This is a genomic window from Pectobacterium cacticida (genome assembly GCF_036885195.1).
GTDB lineage: Bacteria > Pseudomonadota > Gammaproteobacteria > Enterobacterales > Enterobacteriaceae > Pectobacterium > Pectobacterium cacticida.
Map to the genome: position 1 here is coordinate 1,550,209 of NZ_CP133656.1, position 14,564 is coordinate 1,564,772.

Sequence of the window (14,564 nt, forward strand, 5' to 3'; positions counted from 1 at the left end):
GTGACGGCAAGGAAGTAATAATTGATTAAAATGAAACACATGCCAAAGCGGGTAACGGATTGTCTGTCTGAATGTCAGGTATGCTGACATAAGAAACACGCAGGTCACGGCTACAGGAGAGAAAGATGTATTTGGAAAATATTGAAATCCTGGGGTTTCGGGGAATTAATCGTCTATCGCTGACACTGGATGAGAATAACGTACTGCTTGGTGAGAATGCCTGGGGGAAATCCAGCCTGTTGGATGCGCTTTCTCTGCTCTTGTCGCCAATGTTGCCGTTGTATCACTTTACTAGCCATGATTTTCATTTTACCCCAGGCGATGAGGCGCGTCGGGAAAATCACCTTCAAGTCATTTTTACGTTTTGTGAGATTGCGCCGGGACACCATTTATCCCCCCGCTATCGTTCACTCAGCCCCGTATGGGTGAAAGGGGAGGCGTCGTGTTATCGCATTTTTTATCGACTGGAAGGCGAGGTGGATGACAGCCAGTCCGTCTTCACCTGGCGTAGTTTTTTGGATGCGGATGGGCACCCGTTGCCATTAAAAGATATCGATGCATTGGCGCGAGAAATTATCCGCCTGCATCCCGTGTTACGCTTACGCGATGCGCGTTTTATGCGCCACATGCGTTCCGGGGAGCTAGCGGCGACGTTAGGTGACAACAATGAAAAGCTTGCCAGACAATTCGAGCAACTGGTGCGTGAGTTAGCGCGTAATCCGCAAAACTTGACGGATAACGCGTTGCGTCAGGGGCTGGTGGCGATGCGCCAACTCCTGGAGCACTATTTTTCTGAACAAAATGCCGCAGGCTCCGACCTACACCATCGCCGCGCACGGGCGCATAATGGGAAAGCGTGGCGCGCGCTGGACAATATCAACCGATTGATTGCCGACCCCAAGAGTCGTAGTCGCCGGATTATTCTATTAGCGCTTTTTTCTACATTGTTACAGGCAAAAGGGGCGGTAACCTTAGATCCACATGCTCGCCCGCTCTTATTGGTGGAAGATCCGGAAACCCGGTTGCACCCGATTATGCTATCTGTGGCGTGGGGGCTGCTGGCGCAGTTACCGCTCCAGAAGGTGACGACAACCAATTCGGGAGAACTCTTATCGCTGGTGCCTATCGAGCAGGTATGCCGACTGGTGCGAGAATCTTCTCGGGTGGCGACATACCGCATTGGTCGCCAGGGCATGAGTGCGGAAGACAGCCGACGTATTGCATTTCACATTCGGATGAACCGTCCTTCTGCTTTGTTCGCCCGCTGTTGGCTATTGGTAGAAGGGGAAACCGAGGTGTGGATGCTGAATGAATTCGCGCGTCAATGCGGGCATCACTTTGCGGCAGAAGGCGTAAAAGTGATTGAATTTGCCCAATCCGGGCTACGACCATTGCTGAGATTTGCGCATCGGATGGGGATTGAATGGCATGTGCTGGTCGATGGTGACGACGCGGGGAAAAAATATGCCGCGACGGCGAAAAGCCTATTGGCAGAACAAGGAGAGAGTGAACGCGATCATTTGACCGTTTTGCCCGCGGCAGATATGGAGCACTATATGTATCGCGAAGGGTTTAGCCACGTTTATCATCGCACAGCGCAGTTGCCGGAAAAGGTACCGCTTTCCATGCACAAAATCATTATTAAGGCGATTCAGCGTTCTTCCAAGCCCGACCTGGCGATTGATGTGGCGATGGACGCCGCCGTCAGGGGCCGAGAGGCCATTCCGCTGCTCATTCGTAACATGTTTTCACGTGTTCTGTGGCTGGCTCGCGGGCGCGCGGATTAAGACCCTGTCCCATTGGGCCATTTACTTGCCAATGATGCCTACTGGGATAGGCTATAAGTGATGGCGCGGCATAAAAAATACCGCTCGATATACTGAACGGTATTTTTGCATGGTATTGATTTCGCGCGGTTAGTGTTTTACACGAAGATATAAAAGGTTAGGCGGTTAGGCTGTCGCTTCAGCATCGTAGGGTATAATCAGGCAAGCATGATTGCCTTTCGGCCCTTGATGAACATCGAACTTGACAGTTTGTCCCGCTTTCAACGTGCGGTAACCCTCCATCTGAATGGTCGAGTAGTGCGCGAAGATATCGTCTCCCCCTCCCGCTGGACAGATAAAACCAAACCCTTTGGCGTTATTGAACCATTTAACAGTACCTGTCTCCATGCATCAGCATCCTTCGCAAGAATCTTCTTTTCGTTAAGATGTGGTTATTAAGGCGTCGTTATTAAGACATAGTTGTTAAGGCATAGTTATTTATTAAGGCATAGTTATTAAGGCATAGTTATTGGGTTACGATGAATATGAACTGATTAAAACTCCATCAATCCACAGTTACACTTTAGAGAAATCGATCCCAGCGTCAAGCGTCACGCCGCAAGGTTTGAGGAGGAGTTTGTTAAAATTTGATGCCGATAACATTATTGATGAACCACGGTATTGATGAACGCACGAACGTGTTGCGTCGATACGTTATTGGTCATTGAGCTTGAATTTTGTGTATCAGGAACCATTTCATTCCTCAGGTGGTAAAATAAAAAGCAGACGTGTTACTGTTAATGCAGGGATATCTGTCATATTTCAAGTCGCGAGCATGTACTGCCTGCCGCTTGATGTGTTTAGCAATCAACAGACTTATGTCGTAGCTGCGATGGCCGCGATGTTTGTTACATGATGTGGATAGATAATGGGAAACAACAGTACGTGGTCACAATCCGAGAACCAGACCGCTGATAAACAGAAAGAAAAATTGCAGCCGCCATCGATGTATAACGTCGTGTTGAATAACGATGATTACACCCCGATGGAATTTGTTATTGACGTACTGCAAAAGTTCTTTTCTTATGATATTGAACGTGCCACACAGCTTATGTTAACTGTGCATTATCAGGGTAAAGCGATTTGTGGCGTATTCAGCGCTGAAGTGGCTGAAACTAAGGTTGTACAGGTTAATCGTTATGCCAGAGAAAACGAGCATCCGCTGCTCTGTACGCTGGAAAGAGCCTGAAGTCAGGCGATTATGAGGAGAGGTGCCAATGCTCAATCAAGAACTGGAACTCAGTCTCAATATGGCTTTCGCTAAAGCGCGTGAGCACCGACACGAGTTTATGACCGTGGAGCACCTGCTGTTGGCTCTGCTTAGTAATCCTGCCGCCCGCGAAGCATTGGAAGCATGTGCTGTCGATTTAACCGCGCTGCGTCAGGAACTGGAAACGTTTATTGAGCAGACCACTCCAACGTTGCCGCAAAGTGACAGCGAGAGAGAAACCCAGCCAACGCTGAGTTTCCAACGTGTACTACAGCGTGCTGTCTTCCATGTGCAGTCTTCTGGTCGCAGCGAGGTATCCGGCGCTAATGTCTTGGTCGCGATTTTTAGCGAGCAGGAATCTCAAGCCGCCTATCTGTTGCGCAAACATGACGTTAGTCGTTTAGATATTGTGAACTTTATTTCGCACGGGACACGTAAAGAAGAAACCGATCGGGCCGCAAACCCCGACAATACCGCCAATGAAGAGCAGGCCGGAGGGGAAGAGCGAATGGAGAACTTCACCACCAATCTGAATCAATTGGCGCGCGTCGGCGGTATCGACCCTCTCATTGGGCGAGATAAAGAACTGGAACGTACCATTCAGGTATTGTGCCGTCGCCGTAAAAATAATCCCTTGCTGGTCGGCGAGTCTGGCGTCGGTAAAACCGCGATTGCTGAAGGGCTGGCCTGGCGTATTGTGCAGGGCGATGTACCGGAGGTGATGGCGGAATGTACGCTGTACTCGTTGGACATTGGTGCGTTGCTGGCGGGCACGAAGTATCGTGGCGACTTTGAGAAGCGTTTTAAGGCGTTACTGAAACAGCTTGAGCAGGATAAAAACAGTATCCTGTTTATTGATGAAATTCATACGATTATTGGTGCTGGCGCGGCGTCCGGTGGTCAGGTCGACGCGGCTAATCTGATTAAACCGTTGCTTTCCAGCGGCAAGATTCGCGTCATTGGCTCGACTACCTATCAGGAATTCAGCAATATTTTTGAGAAGGATAGGGCGCTGGCGCGCCGTTTCCAGAAGATCGACATCACGGAACCGAGTCTGGAAGAAACCATACAAATCATTAATGGGCTCAAGCCGAAATACGAAGCTCACCATGATGTTCGCTATACGTCGAAAGCAGTGCGTGCGGCGGTAGAATTGGCGGTGAAGTATATTAACGACCGTCATCTGCCGGACAAAGCGATTGATGTGATCGACGAAGCGGGCGCGCGTAGCCGCCTGATGCCGGCAAGTAAACGCAAGAAAACGGTTAATGTGAGCGATATCGAATCGGTGGTTGCCCGTATTGCCCGTATTCCAGAAAAAACGGTTTCTGCCAGCGATCGTGATGTGCTGAAGAACCTCAGCAATCGTCTGAAAATGCTGGTATTTGGGCAGGATAAAGCCATTGAGGCGCTGTCCGAGTCTATCAAAATGAGCCGTGCTGGGCTGGGGCAAGAGCGTAAACCTGTGGGATCTTTCCTGTTTGCCGGTCCAACAGGTGTGGGAAAGACCGAAGTGACATTACAGTTAGCAAAAGCACTGGATATTGAACTATTACGCTTTGATATGTCCGAATACATGGAACGCCATACGGTTAGCCGTTTAATTGGCGCCCCTCCGGGCTATGTCGGCTACGATCAAGGTGGCCTGTTAACGGATGCCGTCATTAAGCATCCTCATGCCGTGTTGTTACTTGATGAGATTGAAAAGGCACATCCTGACGTCTTTAATCTGTTATTGCAGGTGATGGATAACGGAACGTTGACGGATAATAACGGCCGTAAAGCCGATTTCCGTAATGTCATTGTCGTTATGACGACCAATGCGGGCGTACAGGAAACACAGCGTAAAAGTATCGGGATTATCCATCAGGACAACAGTAGTGATGCGATGGAAGAGATCAAAAAGGTATTTACGCCCGAGTTCCGTAACCGTCTGGATGGCGTCATCTGGTTCAATCACTTGTCGACCGATGTCATTCAACAAGTCGTCGATAAGTTTATCGTAGAACTTCAGGCGCAGTTGGATGCGAAAGGCGTGTCGCTGGAGGTCAGTGAAGAGGCGCGTAATTGGCTGGCAGAAAAAGGCTACGACAAAGCGATGGGCGCGCGTCCGATGGCGCGTGTGATGCAGGAGAGCCTCAAGAAACCGCTCGCTAACGAGCTGCTATTCGGTTCGCTGGTTGATGGCGGCGCGGTCACCGTAGATTTGGACAAGAAGACGCAGCAACTCACATATGGCTTTCAAAGCGCCCAGAAACGCAAAGCGGAAAGCGTTAATTAATCAATACGTGTGTTATTTAGGAGGGATGCTAAGGCATCCCTTTTTTATTGGGTCGTAGACTGACCTTGGTGCGCTATTTTGCATTATGGCCCAGTTAAAAACACGATTCTTGGATCTTTTCGGATAGGCCAAGATTTTGCACAATCTTGGCTACCGAGCTGCCAGCCCTGTTACGCGTTACTCGATATATGGCTGTCTCTCTTCGCCTTAACCCTATCCCATTTTGGAGTGAACGATGAGCCAACGTCTTGATTACTACAGCAAGTCTCCCGAGGCTGCCAAGAAATATATGGAGTTCAATAACATTCTGCACAAGAGACCCTTTCTGGCTGAAATAGGCCATCTGGTTACGCTGCGTGCCTCTCAGCTTAACGGCTGTGCATTTTGCGTTGATATGCACGTTAAAGAAGCCAAGATTCATGGGGAGCGCGAACTACGTCAGCATCATGTGGCTGTCTGGCGTGAATCACCGCTTTTCTCCCCGCGCGAGCGTGCCGCGCTTGAGTGGACAGAAGTATTGACCCATCTTCCGCCGCACGGCGTACCGGACGAGGTGTTTACGCGCGTTCGCGAACAGCTGTCAGAAGAAGATCTGGCTGACTTATCTTTCATGATTATCGCGATTAATGGCTGGAATCGTTTGGGCGTCGCGTTTCAGGTCGTTCCCGGCTCCGCAGATAAGTTGTACGGTCTGGAAAAAGCCAATCTGCGCTAACTAACGCCCGTGCTGTTCAAGCTCGGTCAGAATCAATGTAGCCAGCCGCTCTGGTTCTGCCACCGTGGCGCAGTTGGTGAAACTGGCGAGTAGTGCGTTGTCACCGTTTCCTGAGACAGCCCAACGTGATAGCGGCTGAACCGCAATCCCTTGAGCCAGCAAGCGGTCGGCAAGTCGTCGATCGCTTATGTTATCCGGCAGGCGTAACACTAAATGCATGCCGCCCGGCTGCGTGTCGATGTGTATGTGGTTCCCCAAAATACCTTGTAGCGCAGCGATGGTGGCGGAGCGACGTTCTGCATAAAGGCGTCGTGTGCGCTGAATGTGCCGGGCAAAATGGCCTTCAGCGATGAAGCTGGCAACGATAGACTGCGTCATGGTTGGCGATGCGGAAGCGAAGAAAATTCGGCTGATATGTTCAAAGGTGGCAATCTGCGCCTGTGGTACAACCAAATAAGCCAACCGAATCCCCGGAAATAACACCTTGCTGAAGGTGCCCGCATACAGAACTCGCCCATGACGATCCAGACTGGCCAGCGCGGGAAGTGGGCGGCTGACGTAGCGATATTCCCCATCATAATCATCCTCTACTATCCAGGCATTCTGCTCGGTTGCCCACTGCAATAATGCCTGTCGCCGAGGAAGCGGCAACGACATCGACAAGGGGCTTTGATGCGCGGGCGTGACAACGGCCATACTGGCATCATTCGCCAGCGCGATACCGCGCTCCACGTTGAGCCCTTCACGATCGACGGTGACCGGAACCGGACATAACCCAGACTGTGATAGCAACTGGCGAGTAGGGGGATAGCCGGGATCTTCAACCCAGACGCGCTGCCCGGACTTCAGCAAGGCCAGAACGGCGAGTTGTAAATTGGTGCGCCAACCTGAGGTGATGAATACCTGACTGGCGGTACAGTCAATTCCACGCGCCACTTGCAGATAAGAGGCGATGGCGTTTCTCAGCGCTGGCAAGCCATAAGGTGCGGGGTAATCCCAATCCGGTAACTGCATGCTGCGAAGATAGCGTGCGCCCAGTCGAGCCCATAGCTTGCGCGGGAAGGCGTCAAAAGCGGGAACGCCCATTTGAAAAGGCAACAGTTGCGATGGATGCCACAGTATGTTTTGTTCATCGTCTGGCGCTGAGGGGGATACCGTCGCATCGGTAACGGAAGTTGGTGCTAAGGGCAAATCGGGACTCACCAGCGTGCCTGCTTGCCCACGTGCCTGCAAATAACCTTCGGCAATCAGCAACGAGTAAGCCTGTTCTATCGTTCCGCGTGCGACGCCAAGCTCTTTCGCCAGCATACGTGCGGAAGGCAGGCGGTCACCCGGTGACAATAGGCCTGTGCTGATAGCCCGACGCACTCGTTCGTAAAGCTGACGATAGAGCGGCGTACTCTCCTGAAAGGAAAGAGGGGAAAATAGGGGAGAGTCAGGTTTCATATAGGGAATCCATGACAAGCGGGTTGTTGAGCTTAAACAGTTGGCCCCAAAAAACTGTTTTTAAAAAACAAAAGCCCTCGCCATGAAGGGAAGGGCTGGGGAGGGAGTCACATCCTCATATATCGCTGTGATCAGCGATGAGTAAACCGGTTAACGGCTACGGAAGACAATGCGGCCTTTACTCAGGTCGTACGGGGTTAATTCTACAGTAACTTTGTCACCCGTCAGGATGCGGATATAGTTTTTACGCATTTTACCGGAGATATGAGCGGTAACCACGTGCCCGTTTTCCAACTCAACACGGAACATGGTGTTAGGCAGCGTATCAAGCACAGTGCCTTGCATTTCAATATTGTCTTCTTTGGCCATCGAATCCTCTAGGTCTAACTACCTTTATTTTTTAACCGCAAGATAATGCCGAAAAACCGGCATTATGTAAAGAAGCGTTCACGTTTAGGGCATTATTTACCCGCTATGCTCGATCAAAATATCGGTTCGCTGAGCGGTTGTGGTAACCAACACCCTTCATTAACAGCGATATCCTGGTATTGAAGAAGCAGTTGCAGAAAACGGACACGCGGAATTTCTTGTACGCCCAGCGAAGCCGTATGAGAATTTAGTACCTGACAATCAATCAGATGACCGCCATGGCGAATAAAATGTTGTTGGAAGGTCAGTAGCGCGTATTTCGATGCATTATCCGTGCGGCTAAACATTGACTCGCCGCAAAATACTTGCCCTTGCTCTATACCATATAGCCCGCCAACTAGTGCGCCATTGTGCCACACTTCAACGGAATGTGCTTTTCCGATTTGGTGAAGTCGGCGATAGGCTGAAATAATGTCTGGCGTAATCCATGTGCCATCACGATGTTCATGCGCACAGGCGTTAATGACCTTATCAAAGGCGTGGTTCAGCGTGGCGTGAAAGGAACACCGCTTTAGAAATTTTTTCATACTACGGCTGAGATGAAATTCACCGGGAAACAGAACCGCACGCGGATCCGGCGACCACCATAGAATTGGGTCACCCGGCGAAAACCAAGGGAAAATGCCATGTCGATAGGCCGCCATCAATCGGGAAACGGAGAGATCGCCGCCAACGGCCAACAGCCCATTGGGATCCTCTAGCGCATGAGCCGGATCGGGAAATTGAAGCGACTGGGGCGATAATTGATATAAGCGCATAGTTTCAAACGTTATATTTCATTGCATTTGCTTCAAACGTGCTGGCGGAATTGCCAATAACGCCCTTTTTTTGCCAGAAGTGCCTGATGGCTGCCTTGTTCTATAATGTTACCGCCATCCAGTACACAGATGCGGTCCATCGATTCTAACCCGTATAGCCGATGGGTGATAACGATCAAGGTCTTATCGGCACAATGTTGGCGGAGTTGTTGCAAAATACGCTTCTCAGTTTCAGCATCCAGCCCTTCCGTCGGCTCATCCAACAGAACGAGAGGGGCGTCGTGCAATAGGGCGCGAGCTAAGGCGATACGACGTTGTTCACCGCCAGAGAGTTGCCGGCCCCCTTCACCCAGCCAGGCGTTAAGGCCCTCATTTTCCAACAATTTTTCTAACCCAACCTGACATAATATTTCTTTTAGGCTTTCATCCTGCGCCATCGGCGCCGCCAGTAGCAGGTTGTCCCGTAGCGTGGCACTAAAAATATGCACGCGCTGGGGCACAACGCTCATCATAGCGCGGAGATCTGCCTCGCGCCACGCGGCAAGGGGATGGCCGTTGAGCGTAATTTCACCGTGGTCAACATTCCAGGCTCGCGTCAGTAGCTGTAAAAGCGTCGATTTTCCACATCCGGTACGTCCCAGTAGCGCCAGATGTTCTCCCGGTTGAATGGATAGGGAGATATTGTGCAGCACGGGTTGTAGCTGACCTGGGTAAGTGAATCCGACATGAGAGAGTTCGAGCGAGGCCGTGCGCGAGGTTTCCGGGCCATGGGCAGGGAACGTGATATCGACGGGCTGACGTATGATTTGATCGACCCGTGCCGCAGAGGCGATGACTTGCCCCATATGCTGAAACGCCACGGTAACGGGCGCCAGCGCTTCGAAGGCCGCAAGGGAAGCGAACACGAATAGGGCGATCAACGCGCCGGGTTGCGGGTTACCGCCAACGCCATCTGCGGCTAGCCATAGTATCAAGGTCACAGTGAGCCCGCTGCATAAAATCATCACCGCCTGGGACAGGCCGGTAAGATTAGCCTGCTGCTGCTGGCGCCGTAGCCAGTTAATTTCCACTAATGCCAGCTGTTGACGTGCGCGATCGAGTGCGCCAAAGATAGTTAGCTCCGCCTGACCTTGCAGCCAGGTGGTCAACTGAAGGCGATATTGTGCACGTAACGCGGTCAACGCCTGTCCGATGTCGTTGCCCGCCTGGAAAAACACGATAGGCAGACAAAACAAGAGCACCAGCATGATAGCGCCCAGCGTCAGAGCTAACGTGACATCAATGAAGCTCAGGCCATAAGAAACGATGAGAATGACAATAAAGGCACTGATGACCGGAGAAATAACACGCAGATAAAGGTGATCAAGCGTATCGACGTCCGCCACGAGCCGATTTAACAACTCAGCCTGACGAAACCGCGCTAGTCCACCAGGGGAGAGCGGTAGAAGGCGCGAGAAGGTGAAAACGCGTAGACGCAACAGAACACGGAATGTCGCATCATGGCTAACGACTCGCTCACCATAACGTCCTGCGGTACGCGCGATAGCGGCGCCGCGCACGCCGGCGGCGGGCAGCATATAATTAAAGGTAAGTAGTCCAACAACCCCTGCTAGCGCAGCGCCAGCGAGAAACCAGCCAGATAGAGCAAGTAAGCCGATGCTGGCCAATAATGTCGCAATGGCCAATACAATGCCTAAACTTAAGCGCCAGATATGTTGGCGATAGAGTCTCAAAAATGGTTTTAAGACCCGCATGGTTTTTAATTTAGCCATCACAGCGTCTCCTGTCGTTGTGCCAGCAGCGTCGCGAAGGGGCCGGGCTCAGCGCAGAGTGTTTGATAATCCCCTTGTTGAACTAACTGACCGTTTTCCATCACCCAGATGACATCGAAATCGATGATATCGCTAAGCTGATGTGTGACAAGCAGCGTGGTTTGAGAATGTGCCGCTTTGTTAAGTGCGTCCATAACTCGCGCTTCGCTATGGGCATCCAGGCTGGCTGATGGTTCATCCAGCAGCAGTAAGTTGCAAGAATGAACCAGCGCGCGCGCGACGGCGACGCGCTGCGCCTGTCCGACGGATAGACGTGCCGCACTGTCACCGAGTATGGTGTCTAGCCCCTGAGGAAGTGAGGGTAAGAACTCTTGCACATAGGCACGTTCAATCGCCCGTTGTAATTCCGTGGCACTCGCCTGCGGATTACCCAGCAGAATATTGGCGCGCAGCGTTTGTTCTGGTAAGTGCGGATTTTGTCCAACCCAGCTCAGTTGCTTACGCCATGATGCTGGTGTTAACGAATTCAATTCCTGACCGTTGACGGCTAATGACCCGCGATAGGGCAGGAAGCCCAGCAGCGCATTTAACAACGAGCTTTTTCCGGCTCCGCTGATCCCAACCAGCGCGACGCGTTCACCAGCATGGATATCAAACGTTAATGGTGCGGTGAGTGGCGTGCCATTGGGGGCGAGAACAATCAGCCCTTCCGCATGGATTGCAATCGCGCGGTCGCTCTTAAATTCATGTGTGCCGAAGCCGACATCTTCACCTTTCTCCGCCAAAAAGGTGACTAGCGACTCTGCGGCGCCGATTGCCTGCGCTTTAGCGTGATAGAAAGTGCCGAGATCGCGTAGAGGCTGAAAGAATTCCGGGGCCAGAATCAACACGAGAAAACCGGCGAAGAGGGTGACTCCCATACCATAATGACCAAAATCCAACTCGCCGAGATACGAAAAACCGAAATACACGGCGACAACGGCGATCGAAATGGAAGCAAAAAACTCCAGAACGCCAGAGGAGAGAAATGCCATACGCAGAACTTCCATCGTCCGCCGCCGGAAATCTTCGGAAGCGTGGCGAATTTGTTCGGTTTCGGCCTGACCGCGATGGAATAGACGCAATGTCTCCATCCCGCGCAAGCGATCGAGAAAGTGCCCGCTCAGGCGCGCTAACGCCAAAAAATTACGGCGATTGGCATCAGCCGCGCCCATACCAACCAACGCCATAAACAGTGGAATGAGAGGCGCGGTCAGAAACAGGATTAAGCCCGCTGCCCAGTTGAGTGGAAAGATCGTGATTAAGATGAGCACGGGGATCAGTGCGGCAAGATACATTTGCGGTAGGTAACGCGAGTAATAATCTTGCATATCGTCAACTTGCTCAAGAATCATCGTTGCCCAACTGCCAGCGGGCTTGCCTTGTACCCAAGCAGGGCCAAGTTGTTGCAATCGATCCAACACTGATTGACGAATTTGCTGTCGAACGGCTTGCCCACACCGAAAGCCGACACGTTCACGTAGTACACTATTTAGCGCGCGTAAAACAAAAGTGGCGATCAATAAAAGGAATGTGGAAATCAGTGATTCACGAAGGGCATGTTCAATGATCAGGGAATGAAGCAGTGTGGCCAACAGCCAGGCTTGCGCCACGATTAACATCCCGCTCAGAAAGCCAAGCAACAGCGAAAGCCGTAGCCAACGCTGCGCCAGCTTACCCTGCTGTTTCAGCCAGATGGTCAGTTCTTGCTGTCTGGTTTTTTTCATCAGGCACCAGTTCGTTATATTGCTGAAAAGGGGTTAATAGAAAATAACTATTACGTAACGGTAATTTAACAAAATTATCTTCTATCAGGCAGAAAGACGCTATGTTACCGCGACAGAGAGGCGCTGCAAATGAAAAGGAAGAAGGAAATAAGCGAGACGATCAATTTTTGTGTTGCAAAAGACGAAGCAGAACGGCTATCGCCGCCCGCTTCAATATTTATTATTTAGTGGCGAGCCCGTCTAAATAACGTTCAGCATCCAGTGCCGCCATGCAGCCAGTACCCGCTGAGGTTATCGCCTGACGATAAATATGATCCATCACATCACCTGCGGCAAAGACGCCCGGAATGCTGGTTTGCGTCGCATTACCGTGAATCCCAGACTGTACTTTAATATACCCGTTTTCCAATGCTAACTGGTCGCCGAAGATGCTGGTGTTGGGGCGATGTCCAATAGCGATAAATACACCGGCCAATTCCAGTTCTTCCACGGCTTCGCTTTGTGTGTCACGGATACGCACACCCGTCACGCCCATATCATCGCCCAGTACTTCATCTAGTGTACGATTGGTATGCAAGATAACGTTGCCATTTTTGACTTTATCCATCAAACGATCGATTAAAATCTTCTCTGAACGGAATGTCTCACGACGATGGATTAGATGTACTTCAGCAGCAATGTTAGACAGATAAAGCGCTTCCTCTACCGCAGTATTCCCGCCGCCGACCACCGCGACTTTCTGGTTACGGTAGAAAAAACCATCGCAGGTGGCGCAGGCCGATACGCCTTTTCCTTTGAACGCCTCTTCTGATGGAAGGCCAAGATAGCGCGCTGATGCTCCTGTCGCGATAATCAGCGCGTCGCAGGTATACTCGGCGCTATCACCAAACAAACGGAACGGGCGATGCTGCAAATCGACGCTGGTAATATGATCGAAAATGATTTCGGTATTGAATTTGGCCGCATGCGCATGCATACGTTCCATTAACAGCGGGCCCGTTAAATCATCGGCGTCGCCGGGCCAGTTTTCGACTTCGGTTGTCGTTGTCAACTGACCGCCTTTTTCCATACCGGTAATTAATACTGGCTGTAAATTTGCTCGTGCAGCATAAATGGCGGCGGTATAGCCAGCCGGGCCTGACCCCAGAATCAATAACTTGTGATGTTTAACGGTACCCATGCTTTCCTCATTTCATTACGACAGATAATGTTCATGTAGAGGTTATCTACGACAAACGGACTTACTGATAACAACAATTGATTACTCTGAACCTATCTACCATGGACAATCGACGATTGTAAGGAAATTACCGCCGTAAAAAAAGTATACAGAAAAGTTGCAGGCTATTTGTTTAATCGTTAACGACGATGGTGAGGCCAACTCGCTGAAAAACCAGCCACATTTATAAGTAAAATGATTAGCGCTATCCCAGCAAAGAGGTCTTGCTTATCCAATCTGGTAGTTTCTTCTGATTTTCGTTGTTTTGCTTTGACAATCGGCTGTGCATTTGCGAAAACATCTGGGTAAGAGGAAATTTTTTGTATGAGGACAGTCGAAAGCTCGGCTTTTTATTCGTATTTGCGCTGGCAGGCCCTTAGGCCAGGGAGGTGACGTGAAGGCTTTTTCTTCATAAATAGGCAATACGTGGGTCAAGAACACGTCGTTTGACTTTATACAAAATAGGTTGCGTGTCTTCTTTAAGGGTAGCTCTGATACATGAGGTCTATCGGGGTAAGGCAGGGGCAGGGAAAAGTGAAGAGAGACAATAATAATGGTAGACACTAAAAAACGGCCAGGAAAAGATCTCGATCGTATTGATCGTAACATCCTGAACGAATTGCAAAAAGACGGACGTATTTCTAACGTTGAGCTTTCCAAACGGGTTGGACTGTCGCCAACGCCTTGTTTGGAGCGCGTGCGTCGTTTGGAAAGACAAGGGTTCATTAATGGCTACACAGCGCTGCTAAACCCACATTATCTCGATGCGTCACTGCTGGTTTTTGTTGAAATAACACTAAATCGCGGGGCGCCAGATGTTTTTGAACAGTTTAATTCCGCAGTACAAAAGCTGGAAGAAATCCAGGAATGTCATCTGGTTTCCGGTGATTTTGACTATTTGTTGAAAACACGTGTTCCGGATATGTCTGCTTACCGGAAGTTGCTGGGTGAAACTTTACTGCGTTTGCCGGGCGTCAATGACACTCGCACCTACGTCGTAATGGAAGAAGTGAAGCAAAGCAGCCGTCTGGTCATTAAGACGCGCTAACGTGTGGGTGCAATACCCGATAAATTCAGCTACACTCCTGTGAATTTATACAGCTCCAGCGCCGGGTTTTCTCGGCGCTTTGTCATAAACCTTA

At 50.6% G+C, this 14,564-nt stretch carries 12 protein-coding genes; 5 read left to right on the forward strand and 7 right to left on the reverse strand.

All coding sequences use genetic code 11. The features are described 5' to 3' along the window. Positions 1-125 precede the first annotated feature (125 nt). On the forward strand, positions 126-1,787 hold the full coding sequence (locus RFN81_RS07395) for an ATP-dependent endonuclease (RefSeq protein ID WP_264498465.1): 1,662 nt from the start codon (positions 126-128) through the stop codon (positions 1,785-1,787). A gap of 165 nt (positions 1,788-1,952) precedes the next feature. Here RFN81_RS07395 and cspD read toward each other — a convergent pair whose 3' ends face one another. Beyond that, on the reverse strand, positions 1,953-2,174 hold the full coding sequence (cspD, locus tag RFN81_RS07400; RefSeq protein ID WP_264498466.1) for a cold shock-like protein CspD: 222 nt from the start codon (positions 2,172-2,174) through the stop codon (positions 1,953-1,955). A gap of 520 nt (positions 2,175-2,694) precedes the next feature. Between cspD and clpS the strand changes: the two genes are divergently transcribed. The 3 genes from clpS (at position 2,695) to RFN81_RS07415 (ending at position 6,032) form a co-directional block, all read left to right on the forward strand. Then, positions 2,695-3,015 carry an ATP-dependent Clp protease adapter ClpS gene (clpS, locus tag RFN81_RS07405; protein WP_264498467.1) on the forward strand — a complete coding sequence of 107 codons (321 nt, stop codon included), beginning with the start codon at positions 2,695-2,697 and terminating at the stop codon, positions 3,013-3,015. 28 nt (positions 3,016-3,043) lie between these two features. Next, complete coding sequence (gene clpA / locus RFN81_RS07410; RefSeq protein WP_264498468.1) at positions 3,044-5,317, forward strand: ATP-dependent Clp protease ATP-binding subunit ClpA; 2,274 nt, start codon at positions 3,044-3,046, stop codon at positions 5,315-5,317. 235 nt (positions 5,318-5,552) lie between these two features. Further along, positions 5,553-6,032, forward strand: a complete 480-nt coding sequence (locus RFN81_RS07415) for a carboxymuconolactone decarboxylase family protein (protein WP_264498469.1) — start codon at positions 5,553-5,555, stop codon at positions 6,030-6,032. Here the strand turns inward: RFN81_RS07415 and RFN81_RS07420 are convergent, their stop codons facing one another. The 6 genes from RFN81_RS07420 to trxB all read right to left on the reverse strand — a co-directional run bounded on the left by RFN81_RS07420 (position 6,033) and on the right by trxB (position 13,383). After that, positions 6,033-7,478: a PLP-dependent aminotransferase family protein gene (locus tag RFN81_RS07420; protein WP_264498470.1), complete on the reverse strand. Its 1,446-nt coding sequence runs from the start codon at positions 7,476-7,478 to the stop codon at positions 6,033-6,035. Positions 7,479-7,628: 150 nt separating this feature from the next. Further along, the gene (gene infA / locus RFN81_RS07425) at positions 7,629-7,847 is read right to left on the reverse strand and encodes a translation initiation factor IF-1 (RefSeq protein WP_002211347.1); all 219 of its coding nucleotides are present in this window, start codon (positions 7,845-7,847) and stop codon (positions 7,629-7,631) included. 113 nt (positions 7,848-7,960) lie between these two features. Then, a complete protein-coding gene (gene aat, locus RFN81_RS07430) occupies positions 7,961-8,665 on the reverse strand; it encodes a leucyl/phenylalanyl-tRNA--protein transferase (RefSeq protein WP_264498471.1) in 705 nt (234 codons plus the stop codon). Positions 8,666-8,697: 32 nt separating this feature from the next. Continuing rightward, positions 8,698-10,419 (reverse strand): heme ABC transporter ATP-binding protein/permease CydC, encoded by a 1,722-nt coding sequence (gene cydC / locus RFN81_RS07435; RefSeq protein ID WP_378929160.1) that lies wholly within the window; start codon positions 10,417-10,419, stop codon positions 8,698-8,700. 17 nt (positions 10,420-10,436) lie between these two features. Further along, the gene (cydD, locus tag RFN81_RS07440) at positions 10,437-12,203 is read right to left on the reverse strand and encodes a heme ABC transporter permease/ATP-binding protein CydD (RefSeq protein WP_264498473.1); all 1,767 of its coding nucleotides are present in this window, start codon (positions 12,201-12,203) and stop codon (positions 10,437-10,439) included. A gap of 220 nt (positions 12,204-12,423) precedes the next feature. Then, a complete protein-coding gene (gene trxB, locus RFN81_RS07445; RefSeq protein WP_264498474.1) occupies positions 12,424-13,383 on the reverse strand; it encodes a thioredoxin-disulfide reductase in 960 nt (319 codons plus the stop codon). 592 nt (positions 13,384-13,975) lie between these two features. Here trxB and lrp point away from each other — a divergent pair. Further along, complete coding sequence (gene lrp / locus RFN81_RS07450; RefSeq protein ID WP_264498475.1) at positions 13,976-14,470, forward strand: leucine-responsive transcriptional regulator Lrp; 495 nt, start codon at positions 13,976-13,978, stop codon at positions 14,468-14,470. Positions 14,471-14,564 lie beyond the last annotated feature (94 nt).